The following is a 24,861-nucleotide window of genomic DNA, read 5'->3' as shown; positions in this document are numbered from 1 at the left end:
ACACCGACCCCTGCGGTCGCCAGTGTGGAAGTGTTGTCGTCGGCGGCCACGCTGGCATCCGCCAGTGCGAATTCGGTCACGATCACGGCGCTTGTGAAGAATGCGGCAAACAACGGCATGGCCGATACAGCCGTGTCTTTCGTCGCCGACTCCGGCGTCTTGCAGTCGGTCGCTGCAACAACGGATGCCAACGGGGCGGCCACGGCTACCCTGGCGACGGGGGCGAACCGTGCAAACCGCGATATCCGCGTCACAGTCACGGCTGGAACCATTACGGGCTCAGTGGTCTTGCCGGTGACCGGCACCGCCCTTTCCCTTGTGGGTGTCGGCTCCGTTCTGGTTGCAGGGACGACGACATACACGGCAACGCTGCGCGACAGCGGTGGCAATGCCATCTCCGGCAGCGCCCTGACCGTCAGTTCCAGCCTCGGCAACAACGTGAGCCCGACTGGCTTGACCACCGACGTGAACGGCAGCGCAACGTTCAACTATGTCGCCAACAACGCTGGCAACGATGTGCTGACGGTCAGTGGCGGCGGTGCTTCGACCACACTTGCGGTAGCGGTGAGCGGCGAAGACTTTGCCGTGGTCAGCCCGAGCGCGGGCACGGAGGTGTTTGTCAATTCCAGCCGTGAGGTTCGCGTGCGATACCGTTCGGCGGGCGCCGGTGTGGCCGGGCAAACTGTCAACTTCAGCACGACGCGGGGAACCGTGTCCGTAGCGTCGGTGCTGACCGATGCCAACGGCGAGGCTGCGGTAAATCTGGTATCTGCCACGGCCGGACCGGCGACTGTGACGGCCCAGATGGGCGGTGGCGCCCTGACCAGCGTTGCACTGCTGTTCACCGCAGCGACCCCCGATTCGGTGGTGCTGCAGATCAATCCGAGTGCGGTGCAACCGAACGCATCGGGTTCGTCGACGAACCGCGCGCAACTGCAGGCGGTCGTGCGTGACGCTTCCGGGAATCCCGTGAAGGGACGGACGGTGAATTTCACGTTGGTCACCGATACGAGCGGTGGGCGGCTGGGTACTGGTACCGGAACGACCGATGCCAACGGCACTATCAGCGACACGTTCATTTCCGGGCCACTGTCCACGGCGGCGGATGGCGTGCAGATCCGTGCCACCGTTGCCGGAACGAGCGTGCAAAGTACTGCTGCGCTGACCGTGAGCAACCAAGCCTTGTTCATCGCCATCGCGACGAGTAACACGATCGCCAACAAGGATGAGACGGTCTATTCCAAGCCGTTCTCTTTGCGGGTGACGGACGCCAACGGCGCGGCGGTCAGAAACCAGTCGGTGGTGCTTTCGGTGTTTCCGACCGTCTATTACAAGGGAAACCTGAGCTACTCTGAGGATGACGGTGCTTGGGGCTACAACATGGCGCGAGGGGTGCAAGGTTGTGTCAACGAAGACCGCGACCGGAACGGCATTCTTGGTCCAAACGAAGACACCAACCGCGATGGTCGGTTGACGCCTGGGATGCCGGGGGTGATTCCGGTGGCAACGGTCACCACGGACGACACCGGTTTTGCAAGCTTCGCTGTGGAGTACGGCGAGCAGTATGCGCCGTGGGTGGAGTTCGAGATCACAGCGCGCGCGAGCGTCGCGGGGACGGAGTCGAGCTCGAAGCTGTCATACTTGGCCGGTGGCGTGGCGGGTGACTTCACCAGTAAAACTCCTGGGCCGGCAGGTCAGTGGAGTCCGTTTGGAACAGTTCTCGACTGCACTGTGGCGAATTGACTCTTATAGATTTCCTTGAACATTGCACTCATCGGCCTGCCCGGATCGGGCAAGTCGACCGTCGGCCGTCAACTGGCGCGCCGACTCCAACTCCCCTTCGTTGATGCCGACCAGTGGGTCGAGCGCCAGCTCGGCTGCTCGATCCGCGAGTACTTTGAGCGCGAGGGCGAGGTCGGCTTTCGCGACTTCGAGCAGCAGGCGCTGGCCGACATCGCAGCCACCGGCCCGGCCGTGATCGCCACCGGCGGTGGTGCCGTGCTGCGCGAGGCCAACCGTGCCTGCCTGCGTGAGCACACCCGCGTGTTCTACCTGTTCGCCACGCCGGAGGAGGTCTACCGCCGCTTGCGGCACGACCAGGTGCGGCCCCTGCTGCAGGTCGCGGACCCGCAGACCCGCTTGCGTGAGCTGTTTTCGCAGCGCGACCCGCTCTACCGCGAGACCGCGCACGAGGTCATCACGATCGGCCGGCCGTCGACGGCGGCGCTGGTCAACACCATCGCCGAGATCGTGCAGCGCCAGGGCGGCTGAGAGCCGCGGCTTACACTTGGCGCCCTCATGGACGCCACCCTTTCCGCCCCTCCCACGGCCCAGGTGCAGATCGCGCTGGGCGAGCGCAGCTATCCGATCGCCATCGGCGCGGGCCTGTTCGACCAGCCCGAGACCTACGCCGCCGTGCCGAAGGCGGCAGCGGCACTGATCGTCACCAACACCCTGCTCGCGCCCCTCTATGTGCAGCGCTTGCAGCGGGCGCTGGCCGGGCGCTTCCGCGCCGTGCACACCGTGGTGCTGCCCGATGGCGAGGCCTACAAGACCTGGGAAACGCTGAACCTGGTCTTCGACGCGCTGCTGTCGCGTGGCTGCGACCGCAAGACGGTGCTGTTCGCACTCGGGGGTGGCGTGGTGGGCGACATCACGGGCTTCGCAGCCGCAAGCTACATGCGCGGCGTGCCCTTCGTGCAGGTGCCCACCACGCTGCTGGCCCAGGTGGATTCTTCGGTCGGCGGCAAGACCGCCATCAACCATCCGCTGGGCAAGAACATGGTGGGTGCGTTCTACCAGCCGCAGTTGGTGGTGTGCGATCTGGACCTGCTCAAGACCCTGCCCGCGCGCGAGCTCAGCGCGGGCCTCGCCGAGGTCATCAAGTACGGCCCCATCGCCGACGCCGCCTTCCTCGGCTGGATCGAGGCCAACGTCGATGCGCTGCGCGCCGGCGACCCCGCCGCGCTGGCGCACGCCGTGCGGCGCAGCTGCGAGATCAAGGCCGACGTGGTCGGCCAGGACGAGCGCGAAGGCGGACTGCGGGCCATCCTCAACTTCGGCCACACCTTCGGCCACGCCATCGAAGCGGGCATGGGCTACGGCGCCTGGCTGCACGGCGAGGGCGTGGGCTGCGGCATGGTGATGGCCGCACGGCTGTCGCAGCGCCTGGGCCTGATCGACGACGCCGCGGTGCTGCGCCTGACGCGCCTCATCGAACGCGCCGGGCTGCCCACCGTTGGCCCCGTCCTCGATGCCGGGGACAACGCCGGCCGCTATCTCGAACTCATGCGCGTGGACAAGAAGGCCGAGGCCGGCGAGATCAAGTTCGTGTTGATCGACGGCATCGGCCGTGCCGTGGTGCGTGGTGCACCCGATGCGCTGGTGCGCGAGGTCATCGACGCGTCCTGCGCCTGAACGATGCAGGGCGTGCTGGCTCCCTACGCCTGCGACCCGGCTGCGAGCCGGGGCCGCCGGCATGCCGAGGTGCCGGCGCCCACGCGCACCGAATACCAGCGCGACCGCGACCGCATCGTGCATTCCACCGCGTTCCGGCGCCTGGTCTACAAGACCCAGGTGTTCCTGAACCACGAGGGCGACCTATTCCGCACGCGGCTCACGCATTCGCTCGAGGTGGCGCAGCTGGGCCGGTCGATCGCGCGTTCGCTGAAGCTCAACGAAGACCTGGTCGAGGCCATCGCGCTCGCGCACGACCTGGGCCATACGCCGTTCGGCCATGCCGGGCAGGACGCATTGAACGCCTGCATGGGTGCGTGGGGCGGCTTCGAGCACAACCTGCAAAGCCTGCGCATGGTGGATGAGCTCGAGGAGCGCTACCCGCGCTACGACGGGCTGAACCTGTCGTTCGAGACGCGCGAGGGCATCCTCAAGCACTGCTCGCGCGCCAATGCCGAGCGGCTGGAGGCCGAGTGCCCGGGCGACGTGGGGCTGCGCTTCCTCGAGCGGACTCAGCCCAGCCTGGAGGCGCAGCTGTGCAACCTGGCCGACGAGATCGCCTACAACGCGCACGACATCGACGACGGCGTGCGTTCTGGCCTGCTGGTCATGGCGCAGCTGGAAGAGGTGCCGCTGTTCGACGACTACCGCCGCGCGACGCTGCGCGAGCACCCGCAGCTGGCCGGACGCCGCCTGCTGTACGAGAGCATCCGCCGCATGCTGAGTGCCCAGGTCTACGACGTGATCGATGCGAGCAGTGCGGCGCTGGCGCGCGCGCAGCCGGGCAGTGCCGATGCGGCACGCCGCTGCGCGCCGCTGGTCGGCTTCGGCGACGCCATGCGTGAGGCCTCGCAGCAACTCAAGCGTTTCCTGATGGCCAACCTGTACCGGCATGCGCAGGTGGTCGAGGTCACGGGCCGCGCCAAGGCTGTGGTGCAGGAGCTGTTCGCGGCCTACCAGCAGGCGCCGGCCGAGATGGCCGGAGGCTTTGCCGAGCGGGCCACCAAGCGTTTCGCCGCCGTGGGCATGGCGGGCCAGGCGCGTGTGGTTGCCGACTACATCGCGGGCATGACCGATCGCTTTGCCGCGCGCGAGCACGAACGCCTGACCGGCCAGCGCCTGCTCGGATGAGTGCCGCCATGCCGTCTGAAGACCTGGTCCGCGCCGACACGCAGCGCTGGCTCGAACGCGCCGTGATCGGCCTGAACCTGTGCCCCTTCGCCAAGGGTGTGGTGGCCAAGGGCCAGCTGCACGTGGCGGTGAGCGACGCGCGCGACGACGACGCCGTGGAGGCCGTGTTGCGCGACGAAATCCAGGCGCTGCTCGCGCTGGACGCCGAGCAGCGCGACACCACGCTGCTGGTGCTGCCGCACGCGCTGCCCGACTTCCTGGACTTCAACGATTTCCTGGACCGGGCGGATGCCGTGCTCGACACGCTCGACGCCGTCGGCGAGCTCCAGATCGCCAGCTTCCACCCCGACTACCAGTTCGCCGGCACCGCAGCCGACGACGTGACCAACTGCAGCAACCGCGCGCCGTACCCCATGCTGCATCTGCTGCGTGAAGACAGCGTGGAACGCGCCACCTCCGCCTTCCCTGACGCCGCCGAGATCTTCGAGCGCAACATGGCCACGCTCGAGGGGCTGGGTGTCGAGGGCTGGGCCGCGCTCGGCGTCGGCGCCACCAAGGAATCCCCATGAAACGCCGAGCTTCCGAACCGGCCGACCCGGCCGCGGCCCTGGCCTCTGAACTGCGGCCCGGCCAGTCCATCGAGCTGCTGAAAGAGCTGCACATCCTCACGCGCGAGGGCAAGCTCAACCAGGACTCGCGCCGCAAGCTCAAGCAGGTCTACCACCTCGTGCAGTTCATCGAGCGCGAGATGCGCGAGGGCTTCGCGCCCGATGCCGCCATCACCCTAGCCGACCACGGCGCGGGCAAGTCCTACCTGGGCTTCATGCTCTACGACCTGGTGTTCGCGCAGCGCCCCGGCCATGTCTACGGCGTCGAGACGCGCGCCGAACTCGTCGACAAATCGCGACTGCTGGCCGAGCGGCTGGGCTTCGGCCGCATGTCCTTCCTGAACCTCAGCGTGGCCGAGGCGGGTGCATCGAAGCAGCTGCCGCCGCGCATCGACATCGTCACGGCCCTGCATGCCTGCGACACCGCCACCGACGACGCGATCCGCTTCGGCTTGCAGAAGGAGGCCGCCAGCATGGTGCTGGTGCCTTGCTGCCAGGCCGAGGTGGCGGCCAGCCTGCGCCAGCACAAGGCGCTGGCGCTGGCACGCACGCCCCTGGCGGAGCTCTGGCGCCATCCGCTGCACACGCGCGAGATCGGCAGCCAGCTGACCAACGTTCTGCGCTGCCTGTACCTGGAGGCCTGCGGCTACCAGGTCACGGTGACCGAACTCGTGGGTTGGGAGCACAGCCTGAAGAACGAACTCATCGTGGCGCGCAAGACCGGCCGCGGCAAGCGCAGCGCAGCCGAGCGCCTGGGCCAGCTGCTGGACGAATTCGGCCTGCAAGCGCTGCGCGAGACCCGCTTCGACCTGCTGCCTGCGTAACAACATGGCGCGCCTGCCCCGCCTGTCCCTGGCTGGCCAGGTGCACCATGTGCTGCAGCGCGGCAACAACCGCCAGGCCATCTTCACGACGGCCGACGAGCATGTAGCCATGCTGCAACTGCTGGCGCAGGAATGCCGCAGCGTGGGCGTGGCGCTGCACGCCTACGTGCTGATGCCCAACCATTTCCATCTGCTGCTGACGCCACCGGAGGAGGGTGCGCTCTCGCACGCCCTGCAGGCCGTGGGCCGCATCTATGTGCGCCGCTTCAACCTGGCCCATGGCCGCAGCGGCACGCTGTGGGAGGGGCGCTACCGTTCCACGGTCCTGCAGCCCGAGCGCTACCTGCTGCCCTGCATGGCCTACTTCGACCTGAACCCGGTGCGTGCATCGCTGGTGCAGGCCGCCAAGGACTATCCCTGGTCCAGCCATGGCCACTATGCGGGGCTGCGCAACGACGGCTGGCTGACGCCGCCGCCTGCCTATTGGGCGCTGGACAACACCCCCTTCGCACGCGAGGCTGCATACGCCAGCATGGTGCATGACGGCGTCACATCGGCGCAGCAGGATGCACTGACCCGCTCCGTTCTGGGCGGCTGGGCGCTGGGCGACGAGGCTTTCGTGGCGCGGCTGCAGCAATCCGCGCCGCGCCGGCTCACGCGCAGCCAGCCAGGCCGCCCGCGCAAGACCACCTGAGCGATCATCTGTCGCCGTGTACACAAGGGCAGAGGCCGCTCAAAGTCGATATGTCCCCAAATATTTTCTGATGAAAAACGTCGGGATTTAAAAAGGATCTGACCCCATTTATTCCGCTTGGCATCCTTGTTGCAACGCACTATGCTCCGCTTCCCCCGCGATTGAGTGAAAACCCGAAGGAGTGCGTCGATGACCACGGATGCAGAGATCCAACACCTGGCCCAGCACGGCCTGTATTCCGCCGCACACGAGCACGACGCCTGCGGCCTGGGCTTCGTGGCCCACATCAAGGGCGAGAAGCGGCACGACATCGTCACCCAGGCGCTCAAGATCCTGGAGAACATCGACCACCGCGGCGCCGTGGGCGCCGACAAGCTCATGGGCGACGGTGCCGGCATCCTGATCCAGATCCCGGACCTGCTGTACCGCGAAGAGATGGCCAAGCAGGGCGTGACGCTGCCGCCGGCCGGCGAGTACGGCGTGGGCGTGATCTTCCTGCCCAAGGAACACGCCTCGCGCATGGCCTGCGAGCAGGAGATCGAGCGTGCCATCAAGGCCGAAGGCCAGGTGCTGCTGGGCTGGCGCGACGTGCCCGTCAACAAGGACATGCCGATGTCCCCGGCCGTGCGCAAGACCGAGCCCATCCTGCGCCAGGTGTTCATCGGCCGCGGCGCCGATGTGATCGTGCAGGACGCGTTGGAGCGCAAGCTGTACGTGATCCGCAAGACCGCCAGCGCCAACATCCAGAACCTGGAACTGAAGCACTCCAAGGAGTACTACGTTCCCTCCATGTCCAGCCGCACCGTGGTTTACAAGGGCTTGCTGCTGGCCGACCAGGTGGGGGTGTACTACTTCGACCTCGCGGACGAACGTTGCGTCTCGGCCATCGGCCTGGTGCACCAGCGCTTCTCGACCAACACCTTCCCCAAGTGGCCGCTGGCCCACCCGTACCGCTATGTCGCCCACAACGGCGAGATCAACACGGTGCGCGGCAACTACAACTGGATGCTGGCGCGCGAGGGCGTGATGTCGTCCCCGGTGCTGGCGGCCGACCTGGCCAAGCTGTACCCGATCAGCTTCGCCGGCCAGTCCGACACGGCCACCTTCGACAACTGCCTCGAACTCATGACCATGGCGGGCTACCCGATCGCCCAGGCCGTGATGATGATGATCCCCGAGCCCTGGGAGCAGCACGAGAAGATGGACGAACGCCGCCGCGCGTTCTACGAATACCACGCCGCCATGATGGAGCCCTGGGACGGCCCGGCCTCCATCGTGTTCACCGACGGCCGCCAGATCGGCGCGACGCTGGACCGCAACGGCCTGCGCCCCTCGCGCTACATCATGACCGACGACGACATGGTCATCATGGCTTCGGAAGCCGGCGTGCTGCCGATTCCCGAGCACAAGATCGTGCGCAAGTGGCGCCTGCAGCCCGGCAAGATGTTCCTGATCGACCTGGAGCAGGGCCGCATGATCGAGGACGACGAGCTCAAGTCGCTCGTCGTCAACACCAAGCCCTACAAGCAGTGGATCGAGAACCTGCGCATCAAGCTGGACGACCTGTCGGAGACTTCCGGCAACCCGGCCGACAGCGCCGTCTCGCTGCTGGACCGCCAGCAGGCCTTCGGCTACACGCAGGAAGACATCAAGTTCCTGATGAGCCCCATGGCCCAGGCTGGGGAAGAGGGCATCGGCTCCATGGGCAACGACAGCCCGCTGGCCGTGCTGTCGAGCAAGAACAAGCTGCTCTACAACTACTTCCGCCAGATGTTCGCGCAGGTCACGAACCCGCCGATCGACCCGATCCGCGAGGCCATCGTGATGTCGCTGAACAGCTTCATCGGCCCCAAGCCCAACCTGCTGGACATCAACCAGGTCAACCCGCCGATGCGGCTCGAAGTGAGCCAGCCCATCCTGGACTTCGCCGACATGGCCAAGCTGCGCGACATCGAGCGCATCACCCAGGGCAAGTTCCGCTCGGCCACGCTGGACATCACCTACCCCGCCGCCTGGGGCCGCGAAGGCGTGGAAGCCAAGCTGGCCTCGCTGTGCGCCGAAGCCGTCGACGCGATCAAGGGCGGTGCCAACATCCTGATCGTGTCCGACCGTGCCGTGAGCGCGACCCAGGTCGCGATCCCCGCCCTGCTGGCCTCCAGCGCCATCCACCAGCACCTGGTGCGCGAGGGCCTGCGCACCACGGCCGGCCTGGTCGTGGAGACGGGCAGCGCGCGTGAAGTGCACCACTTCGGCGTGCTGGCCGGCTACGGCGCCGAAGCCATCCACCCCTACCTGGCGATGGAAACGCTGGCCGCCATGCACGCCGACCTGCCCGGCGCGCTGTCGGCCGAGAAGGCCGTCTACAACTACGTCAAGGCGATCGGCAAGGGCCTGTCCAAGATCATGTCCAAGATGGGCGTGTCGACCTACATGTCCTATTGCGGCGCGCAGCTGTTCGAGGTCATCGGCCTGAACAACGGCACCGTCGACAAGTACTTCAGCGGCACCGCGAGCCGCGTGGAAGGCATCGGCGTGTTCGAGATCGCCGAGGAAGCGCTGCGCATGCACGCCGCCGCCTTCGGCGACGACCCGGTGTTGGCCAGCATGCTGGACGCCGGCGGCGAGTACGCCTGGCGCACGCGTGGCGAAGAGCACATGTGGTCGCCCGATGCCATTGCCAAGCTGCAGCACAGCACGCGCGCCAACAACTGGAACACCTACAAGGAATACGCCCAGATCATCAACGACCAGAGCCGCCGCCACATGACGCTGCGCGGCCTGTTCGAGTTCAAGATCGATCCGTCCAAGGCCATCCCGGTGGACGAGGTGGAGCCCGCTGCCGAGATCGTGAAGCGCTTCGCCACGGGCGCCATGTCGCTGGGCTCGATCTCCACCGAAGCCCATGCCACGCTGGCCGTGGCCATGAACCGCATCGGCGGCAAGAGCAACACGGGCGAGGGCGGGGAAGACCCGGCGCGCTACCGCAACGAGCTCAAGGGCATCCCGATCAAGCAGGGCGACACGCTCAAGAGCATCATCGGCGAGAAGGAGGTCGAGGTCGACCTGCCGCTTCTGGCTGGCGATTCACTGCGCTCGAAGATCAAGCAGGTGGCGTCTGGCCGCTTCGGCGTGACGGCGGAGTACCTGTCGTCCTCCGACCAGATCCAGATCAAGATGGCCCAGGGCGCCAAGCCGGGCGAGGGCGGCCAACTGCCCGGCGGCAAGGTCACCGAGTACATCGGCAAGCAGCGCTACGCCGTGCCCGGCGTGGGCCTGATCTCGCCCCCGCCGCACCACGACATCTACTCGATCGAGGATCTGGCGCAGCTGATCCACGACCTGAAGAACGTGGCGCCGCACGCGTCCATCAGCACCAAGCTGGTGTCGGAGGTGGGCGTGGGCACCATCGCCGCGGGCGTGACCAAGTGCAAGAGCGACCACCTGGTGATCGCCGGCCACGACGGCGGCACGGGCGCCTCGCCCTGGTCGTCCATCAAGCACGCGGGCGGCCCCTGGGAGATCGGCCTCGCCGAGACGCAGCAGACCCTGGTGCTGAACCGCCTGCGCGGCCGCGTGCGCGTGCAGGCCGACGGCCAGATGAAGACCGGCCGCGACGTCGCCATCGGCGCGCTGCTGGGCGCCGACGAGTTCGGCTTCGCCACCGCGCCGCTGATCGTCGAGGGCTGCATCATGATGCGCAAGTGCCACCTGAACACCTGCCCGGTGGGCGTGGCCACGCAGGACCCGGTGCTGCGCAAGAAGTTCTCGGGCAAGCCCGAGCACGTGGTGAACTACTTCTTCTTCATCGCCGAGGAAGTGCGCCAGATCATGGCGCAGCTGGGCATCCGCAAGTTCAACGACCTGATCGGCCGGGCCGACCTGCTGGACATCAAGAAGGGCATCGCCCATTGGAAGGCCAGGGGCCTGGACTTCTCGCGCCTGTTCGCGCTGCCCGAGGTGCCGGCCGACGTGCCGCGCTTCCATGTCGAGAACCAGGAGCACGGCCTGGAGCACAACCTGGACACGCGCTTGATCGAGAAGGCCAAGGTGGCCATCGAGAAGGGCGAGAAGGTGCGCTTCATCGAGGTCGCGCGCAACGTGAACCGCACCGTGGGTGCCAAGCTCTCGGGCGCCGTCACGCGCGTGCATCCCGAGGGCCTGCCGGACGACACCATCCACATCCAGTTCGAGGGCACGGGCGGCCAGTCCTTCGGCGCCTTCGTGGCCAAGGGCATCACGCTGTACCTGATCGGCGAGGCCAACGACTACACCGGCAAGGGCTTGTCGGGCGGCCGCATCGTGGTGCGTCCCAGCCTGGACTTCCGCGGCGAGGCAGTGCGCAACATCATCGTGGGCAACACGGTGATGTACGGCGCCACCACCGGCGAGGCCTATTTCTGCGGCGTGGCTGGCGAGCGCTTCGCCGTGCGCCTGTCGGGGGCCACGGCCGTCGTGGAGGGCACGGGCGACCATGGCTGCGAATACATGACGGGCGGCACCGTCGCGGTGCTGGGCAAGACCGGCCGCAACTTCGCCGCCGGCATGAGCGGCGGCGTGGCCTACGTCTTCGACGAGGACGGCCAGTTCGCCAGCCGCTGCAACCCCGCCATGGTCACGCTGGAGAAGGTGCTGACCACGGCCGAGCAGACGGCCACCGTCAAGCGTGGCCACTGGCACAACGGCGCGACCGACGAGGCCATCCTGCGCAAGCTGCTGGAAGACCACCACCGCTGGACTGGCAGCAAGCGTGCGCGCGACCTGCTGGACGATTGGGCGACCTCGCGCGGCAAGTTCGTGAAGGTGTTCCCGAACGAATACAAGCGCGCCCTCGGCGAGATCCATGACCGCAAGGTCGAGCTCGCCAGCAGCGGCAACAACGCACATGTGGGTCTGGAGCCGCACGCCGTGCGCCAGCCGGCCAAGGTCTGAACGCAGCCAGAACAACGAGGTAGAACACGATGGGAAAGATCACCGGCTTCATGGAGCACGAGCGCATCGAAGAGGGCTATGCGCCCGCCTCCGAGCGCCTGAAGCACTACAAGGAATTCGTGATCGGGCTGACGCCCGAGCAGGCCAAGGTCCAGGGCGCGCGCTGCATGGACTGCGGCACGCCGTTCTGCAACAACGGCTGCCCGGTCAACAACGTCATTCCGGACTTCAACGACCTGGTGTACCGCAACGACTGGCAGAACGCCTTCGCGGTGTTGGACTCCACGAACAACTTCCCCGAGTTCACGGGCCGCATCTGCCCCGCGCCCTGCGAGGCGGCCTGCGTGCTGAACGTGAACGACGACCCGATCGGCATCAAGTCGATCGAGCACGCCATCATCGACAAGGCCTGGGAAGAGGGCTGGGTCACGCCGCGTCCTGCCAAGCACAGGACCGGCAAGAAGGTCGCCGTGGTCGGCTCCGGCCCGGCCGGCCTGGCCGCGGCCCAGCAGCTCGCGCGGGCCGGCCATGACGTCACGCTGTTCGAGAAGAACGACCGCGTCGGCGGCCTGCTGCGCTACGGCATCCCCGACTTCAAGATGGAAAAATCGCACATCGACCGCCGGGTCGAGCAGATGCAGGCGGAGGGTGTGACGATCAAGACCAGCACGGTCGTGGGCAACTGGCCCAAGGACTCCAAGGTCACGAACTGGGCCAAGCACAGCGTCACGCCCGAACAACTGCAGAAGGACTTCGACGCCATCGTGCTGACCGGCGGCTCCGAGCAGTCGCGCGACCTGCCCGTGCCGGGCCGCGATCTGGATGGCATCCATTTCGCGATGGAATTCCTGCCGCAGCAGAACAAGGTCAACGCCGGCGACAAGCTCAAGGGCCAGTTGCGTGCCGACGGCAAGCACGTCATCGTCATCGGCGGCGGCGACACCGGCAGCGACTGCGTGGGCACCAGCAACCGCCATGGCGCGGTCAGCGTGACGCAGTTCGAGGTGATGCCGCGTCCGCCCGAGGAGGAGAACCGCCCGCTGACCTGGCCCTACTGGCCGATCAAGCTGCGCACCAGCTCCAGCCACGACGAGGGCTGCGAGCGTGAGTTCGCCATCTCCACCAAGGAGTTCGTCGGCGAGAAGGGCAAGGTCACTGGCCTGAAGACGGTGCGCGTGGAGTTCAAGGACGGCAAGCTCGTGGAGATCCCGGGGACCGAGGTGGTCATGAAGGCCGACCTGGTGCTGCTGGCCATGGGCTTCGTGAACCCGGTGGCCTTGGTGCTGGAGTCCTTCGGCGTCGACAAGGACGCCCGTGGCAACGCCAAGGCCACGACCGAGTTCGACGGCGGCTATGCCACCAACGTGCCCAAGGTCTTCGCGGCCGGCGACATCCGCCGCGGCCAGAGCCTGGTGGTCTGGGCGATCCGCGAGGGCCGGCAGGCGGCGCGGGCGGTCGACGAGTTCCTGATGGGCTTCTCGGACCTGCCCCGCTGATGGGAAGTAAGGGCATCGCCGCGTATACGATGGCCTGCGCGGCATCCCTTATCATCGTCCAAGGCCGGAGCTCTCCGGCCTTCTTGTTTTGATGGACGCTATTCCCGCCCCTGCCGAACCCCTGGTTGAACTCAAGGACCTCTCGTTTTCTTACGGAGAGCGTCCGATCCTGGATGGCGTCTCGCTGACCATTCCGCGCGGCAAGGTGACCGCCTTGATGGGCGCTTCGGGTGGCGGCAAAACCACTGTGCTGCGCTTGATCGGCGGGCAGATCCGGGGCCAGAAGGGCCAGGTGCTGTTCGACAAGCAGGACGTGGCGGCGCTGGACCCCACCGGCCTGTATGCGATCCGTCGCCGCATGGGCATGCTGTTCCAGTTCGGGGCCCTGTTCACCGACCTGGACGTGTTCGAGAACGTGGCCTTTCCGCTGCGCGAGCACACCGACCTGTCGGAAGCGCTGGTGCGCGACATCGTGCTCATGAAGCTCAATGCGGTGGGCCTGCGTGGCGCGCGCGACCTGATGCCGAGCGAAGTCTCGGGCGGTATGGCGCGGCGCGTGGCGCTGGCGCGTGCCATCGTGCTCGACCCCGAACTGGTGATGTACGACGAGCCCTTCGCCGGCCTCGATCCGATCTCGCTCGGAACGGCCGCGCGCCTGATCCGCCAGCTCAACGACGCCATGGGCCTGACCAGCATCGTCGTCTCGCACGACCTGGACGAGACCTTCGCGATCGCCGACCACGTGATCGTGCTGGCTAACGGCCGGATCGCAGCGCAGGGCACGCCGGCCGAAGTGCGCGCCAGCACCGACCCACTGGTGCACCAGTTCGTCAACGCCGAGGCCGACGGCCCCGTGCATTTCCATTACCCCGGCCCCAGCATCGACCAGGACTTCGGTCCCACGCACGGGCCTTCCGTGGCGGTGCGCAAGAAATGAGCTGGTACAAGCCTGCCGACATCGGCTTTGCCGCGCGCACGGCCCTGACCGACCTGGGCGAGGCCGCGCGCCTCTTCGTGCGCCTGCTGGGCCTGGGCAGCGCCTGCCTGCGCCGTTTCGGCCTGGTGCGCGACCAGATCCACTTCCTGGGCAACTACTCGCTGGCCATCATCATGGTCTCGGGCCTGTTCGTGGGCTTCGTGCTGAGCCTGCAGGGCTACTACACCCTGCAGCGCTACGGCTCGTCGGAGGCGCTGGGCCTGCTGGTGGCGCTGAGCCTGGTGCGCGAGCTGGGGCCAGTGGTCACGGCGCTGCTATTCGCGGGCCGGGCCGGCACCTCGCTGACGGCCGGCATCGGCCTCATGAAGGCCGGCGAGCAACTGACCGCCATGGAGATGATGGCTGTGGACCCGGTGCAGCGCGTGCTGGCGCCGCGCTTCTGGGGCGGTGTGATCGCCATGCCGCTGCTGGCGGCGCTGTTCTCGGCCGTCGGCATCATCGGCGGCTGGCTGGTCGGCGTGGTCATGATCGGCGTGGACGCTGGCGCGTTCTGGAGCCAGATGCAGGGCGGTGTGGACTGGCTGGCCGACGTCGGCAACGGCGTGCTCAAGAGCATCGTGTTCGGCTTCACGGTCACATTTGTCGCGCTGCTGCAGGGCTGGCGGGCCCAGCCCACGCCCGAGGGCGTGTCGCGCGCCACCACGCGCACCGTCGTCGTGTCTTCGCTGGCCGTGCTGGCGCTGGACTTCGTGCTGACGGCCGTGATGTTCAATATCTGAGAGCCCGCGAGCCGGGCAGGGGAAGTCGATGCAACGTTCCAAGACGGATGTGTGGGTGGGGCTGTTCGTGCTGCTGGGCGCGGCCGCCATCCTGTTTCTCGCGCTGCGCGCGGCCAACCTGACGAGCCTGAGCCTGTCGTCCACCTACACCATCGCCGCCAAGTTCGACAACATCGGCGGCCTGAAGCCCAAAGCGGCGGTGAAGAGCGCCGGTGTGGTCGTGGGCCGCGTGGAAGCCATCGAATTTGATGACAAGAGCTTCCAGGCGCGCGTGACGCTGGCGATGCAGACTCGCTACACTTTTCCCAAGGACAGTTCGCTCAAGATCCTGACCAGCGGCCTGCTCGGTGAGCAGTACATCGGCATCGAGGCCGGTGCCGACGACAAGAACCTCTCCGCCGGCGATACCGTGACCACCACGCAATCGGCTGTGGTGCTGGAGAATCTGATCGGCCAGTTCCTCTACAACAAGGCAGCAGACACGCCTGCGGCGCCTGCTCCGAAAAAATAAGGGTATCCACGCCATGAAGTTCTCTTTCGTCCGACCCCGTGCTGCCATGGCAGGCGTGCTGGTGCTGGCCTTGCTCGGCGGCTGTGCCACGGGCCCGAACGCCGACCCGCGCGACCCACTGGAGCCCTTCAACCGCGGCGTGTACAGCTTCAACGAAGGCGTGGACCGGGCGGTTCTCAAGCCTGTGGCCCAGGCCTACAACGACACGCTGCCCAGCCCGGTGCGCACCGGGGTGCGCAACTTCTTCAACAACCTGGCGGACGCCTGGACCGCCGTGAATGCACTGCTGCAACTGCGCGGCCAGGCGGCAGTGGAGAGCCTGTTCCGCTTCCAGGTCAACACCGTGTTCGGCCTGGGCGGCCTGATCGACATCGCCAGCGATGCCGACATCCCGCGCCACCGCGAGGACTTCGGCAAGACCCTGGGCCGCTGGGGCGTGCCGACCGGTCCCTACCTGGTGCTGCCGCTGCTGGGCCCGTCCACCATCCGCGACACGGCTGCGCTGCCGGTGGACACCTGGGGCAACCCGGTCTCGCACCTGGACGACCATGGTGCACGCTACGGCCTGTATGGCCTGCGCATCATCGACGCGCGGGCGCAGTTGCTGCGCGCCAGCAGCGTGCTCGACGAAGCGGCGCTGGACAAGTACAGCTTCACCCGCGATGTCTACCTGCAGTGGCGCGGTGCCTCGGACTACGATGGGCAGGCCGATGATCCCAGTGCGCGGCCGGTGCCGGCACCCGCACAGTAATCGGCTGCACATTCTGTCGCACCCCGCCTGGCCGCTGCGGAACCCTCTGCAGCCGGCGGCCTCAAATACCCATGCACACACACGGGCTGCGTGCCCTGTTGGAGAGAACGCAATGATGAACCGCAGACAACTCGCCCGTTGGGCCGGCGTGGCCAGCCTGGTGCTGGCCCAGGGCGTGTCGGGCCTGGCCCTGGCCGCCGACGAGGCGCCGGACGCGCTGATCACGCGCCTGTCGACCGATGTGCTGGGCGCCATCAAGGCCGACAAGTCGATCCAGGCCGGTGATGTCAGCAAGATCATCACGCTGGTCGACACCAAGATCATGCCGAACGTGAACTTCCAGCGCATGACGGCTTCGGCGGTCGGCCCGGCCTGGCGCCAAGCCACGGACGCGCAGAAGCAGAAGCTGCAGGACGAATTCAAGATCCTGCTGGTGCGCACCTATTCCGGCGCGCTGGCCCAGGTCAGCGACCAGGAGATCTCGGTGCGCCCCCTGCGCGCAGCGGCGGAAGACAAGGAGGTCGTGGTGCGCTCCGAAGTGCGCGGCCGTGGCGATCCGGTGCAGCTGGATTACCGGCTCGAGAAGACGCCGGGCGAGGGCGCCGGCTGGAAGATCTACAACCTGAACGTGATGGGCATCTGGCTGGTGGAGACCTACCGCAGCCAGTTCTCGCAGGAGATCAATGCCAAGGGCCTGGATGGCCTGATCGCGGCGCTGGCGCAGCGCAACAAGTCCAACGACAAGAAGAGCGGCTGATGCTGGTGCTGCCGGCCACGCTCACGCATGCCGAGGCCTCGGCCTCGCTGCACATGCTGTTGCAAGGGCTGGCCTCGCAGACCGGGCCGGTGCTGGTGGATGCCAGCGCGCTGCAACGCTTCGATTCCTCGGCCCTGGCCGTGCTGCTGCAGTGCCGGCGCGAAGGCATGAGCCAGGGCCGCGGCTTCACGGTGCGCGCGCTGCCCGAGCGGCTGCGCTCGCTCGCCAAGCTCTACGGCGTGGACCTGCTGCTGCCCGCTGCCGTCTGAGCCTGGCCCGCCGCCTGCAGCAAAAACCGGCGGCCTTTAGAATGCCGGGTTGCCCATGCCCGCCATCTCGTTTCAGTCCGTCAGCAAGACCTACGCAGGGTCCAAAGGCGGCAACTCCCCCTTCCGTGCACTCGACGATGTCAGCTTCGACATCGCCGAGGGCGAATTCTTCGGCCTGTTGGGGCCCAATGGCGCCGGCAAGACCTCGCTGATCAGCATCCTCGCGGGCCTCTCGCGTGCCAGCAGCGGTCGCGTGGCCGTGCACGGCCACGACGTGCAGGGCGATTTCGCCGAGGCCCGCCGCAAGCTCGGCGTCGTGCCGCAGGAGCTGGTGTTCGACCCGTTCTTCAACGTGCGCGAGGCCTTGCGCATCCAGTCCGGCTACTTCGGCGTGCGCAACAACGACGCCTGGATCGACGAGCTGCTCGAAAGCCTGGGCCTGGCCGACAAGGCCCAGTCCAACATGCGCCAGCTGTCCGGCGGCATGAAGCGGCGGGTGCTCGTGGCCCAGGCGCTGGTGCACCGCCCGCCCGTGATCGTGCTCGACGAGCCCACCGCCGGTGTCGACGTGGAACTGCGCCAGACGCTGTGGCAGTTCATCGCCCGCCTGAACAAGCAGGGCCACACCGTGTTGCTGACAACCCACTACCTCGAAGAAGCCGAGGCGCTGTGCACGCGCATCGGCATGCTCAAGCAAGGCCGCATGGTGGCGCTGGCCGAAACCAGCGAACTGCTGAGGTCTGCCTCCAGCAACGTGTTGCGCTTCAAGGTCGACCGCGAATTGCCGCCCGCGCTGGCGCTGACCGCGCGCGTGACCGGCCGCATCGTGCAGTTGCCGGCCCAGGGCGCGCTCGAGATCGAGCAGTACCTGGCCGCCGTGCGCCAGGCCGGCCTGACGGTCGAGGACGTGGAAATCCGCAAGGCCGACCTGGAAGACGTGTTCCTGCAGGTCATGGCCGCCGAACGCAACCCGACCGCCCCGATGGCGTTGACCGCATGACCGGCTGGCAAACCCTGTTCTACAAGGAAGTGCTGCGCTTCTGGAAGGTGGGCTTCCAGACCGTGGCCGCGCCCGTGCTGACGGCCGTGCTGTACCTGCTGATCTTCGGCCACGTGCTGGAGGACAAGGTCAAGGTCTACGACACCATCGGCTACACGGCCTTCCTGGTGCCCGGCCTCGTCATGATGAGCGTGCTGCAGAACGCTTTTGCCAACAGTTCGTCCTCGCTCATCCAGAGCAAGATCATGGGCAGCCTGGTGTTTGTGCTGCTCACGCCCCTGTCGCACTGGAGCTGGTTCGTCGCCTACGTCGGCTCGTCCGTGGTGCGCGGCGTGCTGGTGGGCTTCGGCGTGTTCCTGGTCACGGTGGGCTTCACGGGCGTGCACCTGGTGGCGCCGCTGTGGATCATCGTGTTCGCCGTGTTGGGCGCGGCGCTGCTCGGCACCCTGGGCGTGATCGCCGGTCTGTGGGCCGAGAAGTTCGACCAGATGGCGGCGTTCCAGAACTTCCTGATCATGCCCATGACCTTCCTGTCGGGCGTGTTCTATTCCATCCATTCGCTGCCCAGCTTCTGGCAGACCGTGAGCCACCTGAACCCGTTCTTCTACATGATCGACGGCTTTCGCTACGGCTTCTTCGGCATCAGCGACATCTCGCCCTGGACCAGCCTGGCCATCGTCGGCACGGCGCTGGTGGTGGTGAGTGCCATCGCGGTGCACCTGCTGCGCACCGGCTACAAGATCCGCAATTGAAGACGTTCCCCGCATGACCGCCGACCAACTCCGCTCCCTGATCGCTGCCGGCCTGGCCTGCGAGCACCTTCACGTCCAGGGCGACGGCCGGCATTGGTACGCCACCATCGTGTCCACCGCCTTCTCGGGCAAGCGCCCCATCCAGCGGCACCAGATGGTCTACGCCACGCTGGGTGAGAAAATACGCAACGACGAAGTGCATGCGCTGTCGATGAAGACCCTGACGCCCGACGAATGGGTGGCCCAGGGCCGACCGCAGCACTGAGCGCTTCCCTCCGCCCGCGGCCAGCTGCGCGGGCCTGATTTCCTGAACGGCTTCTGATGGACAAACTGTTGATTCGCGGCGGCCGCCGCCTGAGCGGCGAAGTGCGCATTTCCGGCGCCAAGAACGCGGCCCTGCCGGAGCTGTGCGCTGCCCTGCTGACCGATGAGAAGGTCGAGCTGTCCAACGTTCCGCACCTGCAGGACGTGGCCACCATGCTCAAGCTGATCCGCAACATGGGCGTGGCGGTGGAGCAGCACGACGACGGCCGCGTGGCCATCAACGCGCGCAGCCTGGACAAGCCCGAAGCGCCGTATGAGCTGGTCAAGACCATGCGCGCCTCGGTGCTGGCGCTGGGGCCGCTGCTGGCGCGCTTCGGCCATGCCACGGTGTCGCTGCCCGGTGGCTGCGCGATCGGCTCGCGCCCGGTGGACCAGCACATCAAGGGCCTGCAAGCCATGGGTGCGCAGATCGTCGTCGAGCACGGCTACATGATCGCCAGGCTGCCCGAGGGCCGCACGCGGCTGCGCGGCGCCCACATCACGACCGACATGGTCACCGTCACCGGCACCGAGAACTTCCTGATGGCCGCCGCGCTGGCCGAAGGCGAGACCGTGCTCGAGAACGCCGCCCAGGAGCCCGAGATCCCCGACCTGGCCGAGATGCTGATCGCCATGGGCGCGCGCATCCACGGCCACGGCACGCGCCGCATCGTGGTCGAGGGCGTGGAACGCCTGCACGGCTGCCAGCATGCCGTGGTGGCCGACCGCATCGAGGCAGGCACGTTCCTGTGCGCGGTGGCGGCTGCCGGTGGCGACGTGCTGCTGCAAGGGGCGCGTGCCGACCACATGGACGCCGTGATCGAGAAGCTGCGCGACGCCGGTGCGCGCGTGCAGGTGGTGGAGGGCGGCGTGCGGGTGCAGGCCGACGCGCCGGCCTACGAGTTCCTGCGCGCGCAGAACTTCCGCACCACCGAGTACCCGGGCTTCCCGACCGACATGCAGGCCCAGTTCATGGCGCTCAACTGCATCTCGCAGGGCGCCAGCAAGGTCACCGAGACCATCTTCGAGAACCGCTTCATGCACGTGAACGAACTGGTGCGCCTGGGCGCGCGCATCCAGATCGACGGCAAGGTCGCGTTGATCGAGGGTGCGCCGCGTTTGTCCGGCGCCACTGTGATGGCGACGGACCTGCGCGCCTCGGCCAGCCTGGTCATCGCCGGCCTGGTGGCCGACGGGGAGACGCTGGTCGACCGCGTCTACCACCTGGACCGCGGCTACGACCGCATGGAAACCAAGCTGCGCGGCATCGGCGCGGACATCGAACGGGTGAAAGCATGATCACGCTGGCCTTGTCCAAGGGACGCATCTTCGACGAGACGCTGCCGCTGCTGCGCGCGGCCGGCATCGAGGTGCTGGAAGACCCCGAAACCTCGCGCAAGCTGATCCTGGCGACCAACCAGCCGGAGCTGCGCGTGGTGCTGGTGCGCGCCACCGACGTGCCGACCTATGTGGAGTACGGCGGTGCCGACCTCGGCATCACCGGCCGCGACACGCTGATCGAACACGGCGGGCACGGCCTCTACCAGCCGCTGGACCTGGACATCGCACGCTGCCGCATCAGCGTGGCCGTGCGCAAGGACTTCGACTACGCCTCGGCCGTGCGCCAGGGTTCGCGCCTGCGCGTGGCCACCAAGTACGTCGGCATCGCGCGCGACTTCTTCGCCACCAAGGGCGTGCACGTCGACCTGATCAAGCTCTACGGCAGCATGGAACTCGCGCCGTTGACGGGCCTGGCCGACGCCATTGTCGACCTGGTGTCCACCGGTAACACGCTGCGTGCCAATGGTTTGGTCGAGGTCGAGCGCATCATGGACATCAGCTCGCGCCTGGTCGTGAACCAGGCCGCGCTCAAGCGCAAGCAGGCCGCACTGCGCCAGGTCATCGACGGCTTTGCGGCCGCGCTGCGCCAGCCGGTCGGGAGCGCGGCATGACGCTGTCGGCCAGCCCGCTGCGCCTGGCGACCACCCAGGCCGACTTCGAGGCGCAGTTCAAGGCCCGGCTGCACTGGTCGGCCGACACCGACGCCGCCATCGAGCAGCGGGTGGCCGAGATCCTGGCCGACGTGCAACGGCGTGGCGATGCCGCGGTGCTGGAGTACACGCGCCGCTTCGACGGCCTGGACGCGCCCGACCTGCAGGCGCTGACGCTGCAGCCCGAAGAGCTGAAGGCGGCCTTCGACGGCCTGCCGCCAGCCCAGCGCGAGGCCCTGCAGGCTGCGGCGCAGCGCGTGCGCAGCTACCACGAGGCCCAGAAGAAGGCCAGCGGCGAGAGCTGGAGCTACCGCGATGCCGACGGCACGCTGCTGGGCCAGAAGGTCACGCCGCTGGACCGCGTGGGCATCTACGTGCCCGGCGGCAAGGCCGCTTATCCGTCCAGCGTGCTCATGAACGCCATCCCGGCCCACGTGGCGGGCGTCGGCGAGATCATCATGGTCGTGCCCACGCCGCGCGGCGAGAAGAACCCGCTGGTGCTGGCTGCGGCCTACGTGGCGGGCGTCACCCGCGCTTTCACGGTCGGTGGCGCGCAAGCCGTGGCCGCGCTGGCCTATGGAACGGCCACCGTGCCGGCCGTGGACAAGATCACCGGCCCCGGCAATGCTTACGTGGCTGCGGCCAAGCGCCGTGTGTTCGGCACGGTGGGCATCGACATGATCGCTGGCCCCAGCGAGATCCTGGTGCTGGCCGATGGCAGCACGCCGGCCGACTGGGTGGCGATGGACCTGTTCAGCCAGGCCGAGCACGACGAACTTGCGCAAAGCATCCTGCTCTGCCCCGATGCGGCCTACATCGACGCCGTGCAGGAGGCCATCGACCGCCTGCTGCCCACCATGCCGCGCTCCGAGATCATCGCCGCCAGCCTGAACGGCCGCGGCGCGCTGATCCACACGCGCGACATGGAAGAAGCGTGTGCCATCAGCAACCGCATCGCACCCGAGCACCTGGAGGTCAGCAGCGCGGATCCGCACCGTTGGGAGCCGCTGCTCAAGCACGCCGGCGCCATCTTCCTGGGTGCCTACACCAGCGAGAGCCTGGGCGACTACTGCGCCGGCCCCAACCACGTGCTGCCGACCTCCGGCACGGCGCGTTTCTCCAGCCCGCTGGGGGTGTACGACTTCCAAAAGCGCAGCAGCCTGATCGAAGTCAGCGCGGCCGGTGCCCAGGTGCTCGGCCCCATCGCCTCCGTGCTGGCCCATGGCGAGGGCCTGCAGGCCCATGCGCGCGCGGCCGAATTGCGCCTGAAACCATGACCGCTGCACTCGCTCCCCGCCTCGCCCGACTCATCCGCCAGGACGTGCAGTCCATGCACGCCTATGCCGTGCAGGACGCCAGCGGCCTGCTCAAGATGGACGCGATGGAGAACCCGTACCGGCTGCCCGCGGCGCTGCAGGCGCAGCTGGGCCAGCGGCTGGGCGCGGTGGAACTCAACCGCTACCCCGGCAGCCGCCTGGACGCACTGCGCCAGGCGCTGGCACGCCATGCGCAGATGCCAGAAGGCTTCGGCCTCATGCTGGGCAATGGCTCGGACGAACTGATCTCCCTGCTGGCGATGGCCTGCGACCGACCCGGCGCGACGATCCTCGCGCCCGTGCCCGGCTTCGTGATGTACGCGATGAGCGCGCAGCTGCAGGGCCTGAACTTCGTCGGCGTGCCGCTCACGGCCGACTTCGAGCTCGACGAGGCCGCCATGCTGGCAGCCATCGAACAGCACCAGCCCGCCATCGTCTTCCTGGCCTACCCGAACAACCCCACGGCCAACCTGTGGGACGACACGGTGGTCGAGCGCATCGTCGCTGCCGCGCCTGGCCTGGTCGTCATGGACGAGGCCTACCAGCCCTTCGCCAGCCGCTCCTACATCGACCGCGTGGCGCGCCACGGCCATGTGCTGCTGATGCGCACGCTCAGCAAGTTCGGCCTGGCCGGCGTGCGCCTGGGCTACATGATGGGTCCGTCCGCGCTGATGGCCGAGATCGACAAGGTGCGCCCGCCGTACAACGTCAGCGTGCTCAACGCCGAGTGCGCGCTGTTCGCGCTGGAACACGCCGAGGTGTTCGATGCCCAGGCCGCCGACCTGCGTGCCCAGCGCGATGCCTTGCTGCCGGCGCTGCGCGCGCTGGGGCTCAAGGTCTGGAACAGCGACGCCAACATGGTGCTAGTGCGCGTACCGGGCGAGGCCCAGGCCGTGTTCGAGGGCATGAAAGCCCGCGGCGTGCTCGTGAAGAACGTTTCTAAAATGCACCCTTTGCTGGCCAACTGCCTGCGCCTGACGGTCGGCAGCGCCGACGACAACGCCCAGATGCTGCGGGCCCTGCAGCAGTCCCTATGAGCAGCCTAGTCACCACCCCCACCGCGCCATTCGCACGCACCGCCGAGGTCAGCCGCAACACCGCCGAGACGAAGATCACGGTGCGTGTCAACCTGGACGGCACCGGCCAGGCCAAGCTGGGCACCGGCATCGGTTTCTTCGACCACATGCTGGACCAGATTGCGCGGCACGGCCTGATCGACCTGGACATCGCGGTGGACGGCGACCTGCACATCGATGGCCACCACACCGTGGAAGACGTGGGCATCACGCTGGGCCAGGCCGTGGCCAAGGCCATCGGCGACAAGAAGGGCATCCGGCGCTACGGCCATGCCTACGTGCCGCTCGACGAGGCGCTGAGCCGTGTGGTGATCGACTTCTCGGGCCGCCCGGGCCTGGTGCTCAACGTGCCGTTCACGAGCGGCATGATCGGCGCGTTCGACACCCAGCTGACGCACGAGTTTTTCCAGGGCTTCGTGAACCATGCCTTCGTGACGCTGCACATCGACAACCTGCGCGGCGTGAACGCGCACCACCAGTGCGAGACCGTGTTCAAGGCCTTCGCCCGCGCGCTGCGCGGCGCGCTGGAATTCGATCCGCGCGCATTGGGCACCATTCCTTCCACCAAGGGCTCGTTGTAATGGCCGGCAACACCGTGGCCGTGGTCGACTACGGCATGGGCAACCTGCGCTCGGTGTCGCAGGCCGTGCAGGCCGCTGCGGCAGGCGAGGGCGTGGACGTGGTCGTGACCAGCGATCCGGCTCAGGTGCGCGCGGCGACGCGCGTGGTGCTGCCCGGCCAGGGCGCCATGCCCGACTGCATGCGCGAGCTGCGCGAGTCCGGCCTGCTGGAGTCGGTGCTCGAGGCCTCGCGCAGCAAGCCGCTGTTCGGTGTCTGCGTGGGCATGCAGATGTTGCTGGACCGCAGCGCCGAGACCCGTTCGGGCGACGCCGGTGGCGACACGCCTGGCCTGGGCCTGATCGCCGGCGAGGTGCTGCGCTTCGACCTGCAAGGGCGCACCCAGCCCGATGGCAGCCGCTACAAGGTGCCCCAGATGGGGTGGAACCGCGTGATGCAGCAGGAGCCCGACGGGCGCCGCCATCCGGTTTGGGGCGAGGTGCCAGACCAAAGCTGGTTCTACTTTGTGCACAGTTTTTACGCACGTCCGTCGGATCAGCGCCACAGTGCAGGCTTGACGGAGTACGGGGAAACCTTTACCTGCGCCATCGCCCGCGATAATATTTTTGCGACCCAGTTCCACCCGGAGAAGAGCGCAGCGCATGGTCTGGCGCTGTACCGCAACTTCCTCCACTGGAATCCCTGACCCTTCCCCTTCCAACG

Annotated in this window: 24 protein-coding genes; all 24 read left to right on the top strand. The window is 67.5% G+C overall.

The genetic code is table 11. The annotated features are described in order from the left end of the window. Positions 1-24: 24 nt before the first annotated feature. The 24 genes from DES41_RS08885 to hisH all read left to right on the top strand — a co-directional run bounded on the left by DES41_RS08885 (position 25) and on the right by hisH (position 24,844). The gene (locus DES41_RS08885) at positions 25-1,743 is read left to right on the top strand and encodes an Ig-like domain-containing protein (RefSeq protein WP_245965630.1); all 1,719 of its coding nucleotides are present in this window, start codon (positions 25-27) and stop codon (positions 1,741-1,743) included. A gap of 15 nt (positions 1,744-1,758) precedes the next feature. Continuing rightward, on the top strand, positions 1,759-2,271 hold the full coding sequence (locus DES41_RS39005) for a shikimate kinase (protein WP_114467271.1): 513 nt from the start codon (positions 1,759-1,761) through the stop codon (positions 2,269-2,271). A 27-nt stretch (positions 2,272-2,298) separates the two neighbouring features. Then, positions 2,299-3,417, top strand: a complete 1,119-nt coding sequence (aroB, locus tag DES41_RS08875) for a 3-dehydroquinate synthase (protein WP_114467270.1) — start codon at positions 2,299-2,301, stop codon at positions 3,415-3,417. A 3-nt stretch (positions 3,418-3,420) separates the two neighbouring features. After that, positions 3,421-4,587 (top strand): deoxyguanosinetriphosphate triphosphohydrolase, encoded by a 1,167-nt coding sequence (locus DES41_RS08870; protein ID WP_114467269.1) that lies wholly within the window; start codon positions 3,421-3,423, stop codon positions 4,585-4,587. 8 nt (positions 4,588-4,595) lie between these two features. Beyond that, a complete protein-coding gene (locus tag DES41_RS08865; RefSeq protein WP_245965629.1) occupies positions 4,596-5,156 on the top strand; it encodes a DUF1415 domain-containing protein in 561 nt (186 codons plus the stop codon). Beyond that, entirely contained in the window at positions 5,153-6,019 is an 867-nt protein-coding gene (locus DES41_RS08860; RefSeq protein WP_114467267.1) for a class I SAM-dependent methyltransferase, read from the top strand. The genes DES41_RS08865 and DES41_RS08860 overlap by 4 nt, the downstream gene beginning before the upstream one ends. 4 nt (positions 6,020-6,023) lie before the next feature. After that, a complete protein-coding gene (locus DES41_RS08855; protein ID WP_114467266.1) occupies positions 6,024-6,713 on the top strand; it encodes a transposase in 690 nt (229 codons plus the stop codon). A 189-nt stretch (positions 6,714-6,902) separates the two neighbouring features. Then, positions 6,903-11,642, top strand: a complete 4,740-nt coding sequence (locus DES41_RS08850) for a glutamate synthase-related protein (protein ID WP_114467265.1) — start codon at positions 6,903-6,905, stop codon at positions 11,640-11,642. A 29-nt stretch (positions 11,643-11,671) separates the two neighbouring features. Next, positions 11,672-13,138: a glutamate synthase subunit beta gene (locus DES41_RS08845; RefSeq protein WP_114467264.1), complete on the top strand. Its 1,467-nt coding sequence runs from the start codon at positions 11,672-11,674 to the stop codon at positions 13,136-13,138. Positions 13,139-13,229: 91 nt separating this feature from the next. Beyond that, on the top strand, positions 13,230-14,075 hold the full coding sequence (locus DES41_RS08840) for an ABC transporter ATP-binding protein (protein ID WP_114467263.1): 846 nt from the start codon (positions 13,230-13,232) through the stop codon (positions 14,073-14,075). After that, positions 14,072-14,854, top strand: coding sequence for a lipid asymmetry maintenance ABC transporter permease subunit MlaE (mlaE, locus tag DES41_RS08835; RefSeq protein ID WP_114467262.1), 783 nt, complete (start codon positions 14,072-14,074; stop codon positions 14,852-14,854). The genes DES41_RS08840 and mlaE overlap by 4 nt, the downstream gene beginning before the upstream one ends. 28 nt (positions 14,855-14,882) lie before the next feature. Then, positions 14,883-15,365 (top strand): outer membrane lipid asymmetry maintenance protein MlaD, encoded by a 483-nt coding sequence (mlaD, locus tag DES41_RS08830; protein WP_114467261.1) that lies wholly within the window; start codon positions 14,883-14,885, stop codon positions 15,363-15,365. A gap of 13 nt (positions 15,366-15,378) precedes the next feature. Further along, the gene (locus tag DES41_RS08825) at positions 15,379-16,116 is read left to right on the top strand and encodes an MlaA family lipoprotein (protein ID WP_245965628.1); all 738 of its coding nucleotides are present in this window, start codon (positions 15,379-15,381) and stop codon (positions 16,114-16,116) included. Between the two features lie 112 nt (positions 16,117-16,228). After that, a complete protein-coding gene (locus DES41_RS08820) occupies positions 16,229-16,873 on the top strand; it encodes an MlaC/ttg2D family ABC transporter substrate-binding protein (RefSeq protein ID WP_425466343.1) in 645 nt (214 codons plus the stop codon). Next, the gene (locus DES41_RS08815; protein WP_114467259.1) at positions 16,873-17,142 is read left to right on the top strand and encodes an STAS domain-containing protein; all 270 of its coding nucleotides are present in this window, start codon (positions 16,873-16,875) and stop codon (positions 17,140-17,142) included. Before DES41_RS08820 ends, DES41_RS08815 begins: the two co-directional genes overlap by 1 nt. 55 nt (positions 17,143-17,197) lie before the next feature. Further along, positions 17,198-18,142, top strand: coding sequence for an ABC transporter ATP-binding protein (locus DES41_RS08810; protein ID WP_114467258.1), 945 nt, complete (start codon positions 17,198-17,200; stop codon positions 18,140-18,142). Further along, complete coding sequence (locus tag DES41_RS08805; protein WP_114467257.1) at positions 18,139-18,894, top strand: ABC transporter permease; 756 nt, start codon at positions 18,139-18,141, stop codon at positions 18,892-18,894. Before DES41_RS08810 ends, DES41_RS08805 begins: the two co-directional genes overlap by 4 nt. A gap of 13 nt (positions 18,895-18,907) precedes the next feature. Next, the gene (locus tag DES41_RS08800) at positions 18,908-19,159 is read left to right on the top strand and encodes a BolA family protein (RefSeq protein WP_114467256.1); all 252 of its coding nucleotides are present in this window, start codon (positions 18,908-18,910) and stop codon (positions 19,157-19,159) included. A gap of 56 nt (positions 19,160-19,215) precedes the next feature. Next, on the top strand, positions 19,216-20,496 hold the full coding sequence (gene murA, locus DES41_RS08795) for a UDP-N-acetylglucosamine 1-carboxyvinyltransferase (RefSeq protein WP_114467255.1): 1,281 nt from the start codon (positions 19,216-19,218) through the stop codon (positions 20,494-20,496). Next, positions 20,493-21,149: an ATP phosphoribosyltransferase gene (gene hisG / locus DES41_RS08790; RefSeq protein WP_114467254.1), complete on the top strand. Its 657-nt coding sequence runs from the start codon at positions 20,493-20,495 to the stop codon at positions 21,147-21,149. The genes murA and hisG overlap by 4 nt, the downstream gene beginning before the upstream one ends. After that, the gene (gene hisD / locus DES41_RS08785) at positions 21,146-22,465 is read left to right on the top strand and encodes a histidinol dehydrogenase (RefSeq protein WP_114467253.1); all 1,320 of its coding nucleotides are present in this window, start codon (positions 21,146-21,148) and stop codon (positions 22,463-22,465) included. The genes hisG and hisD overlap by 4 nt, the downstream gene beginning before the upstream one ends. Next, positions 22,462-23,541 carry a histidinol-phosphate transaminase gene (hisC, locus tag DES41_RS08780; RefSeq protein WP_114467252.1) on the top strand — a complete coding sequence of 360 codons (1,080 nt, stop codon included), beginning with the start codon at positions 22,462-22,464 and terminating at the stop codon, positions 23,539-23,541. Before hisD ends, hisC begins: the two co-directional genes overlap by 4 nt. Then, positions 23,538-24,161, top strand: coding sequence for an imidazoleglycerol-phosphate dehydratase HisB (gene hisB, locus DES41_RS08775; RefSeq protein ID WP_114467251.1), 624 nt, complete (start codon positions 23,538-23,540; stop codon positions 24,159-24,161). Before hisC ends, hisB begins: the two co-directional genes overlap by 4 nt. After that, complete coding sequence (gene hisH / locus DES41_RS08770; protein WP_114467250.1) at positions 24,161-24,844, top strand: imidazole glycerol phosphate synthase subunit HisH; 684 nt, start codon at positions 24,161-24,163, stop codon at positions 24,842-24,844. Before hisB ends, hisH begins: the two co-directional genes overlap by 1 nt. Positions 24,845-24,861: the final 17 nt, after the last annotated feature.

The sequence above is a fragment of the Pseudorhodoferax soli genome, from assembly GCF_003337555.1.
Lineage (GTDB): Bacteria > Pseudomonadota > Gammaproteobacteria > Burkholderiales > Burkholderiaceae_C > Pseudorhodoferax > Pseudorhodoferax soli.
The sequence above is the reverse complement of the archived record's forward strand: the minus strand, read 5'-3'. Positions and strand labels throughout refer to the sequence as shown.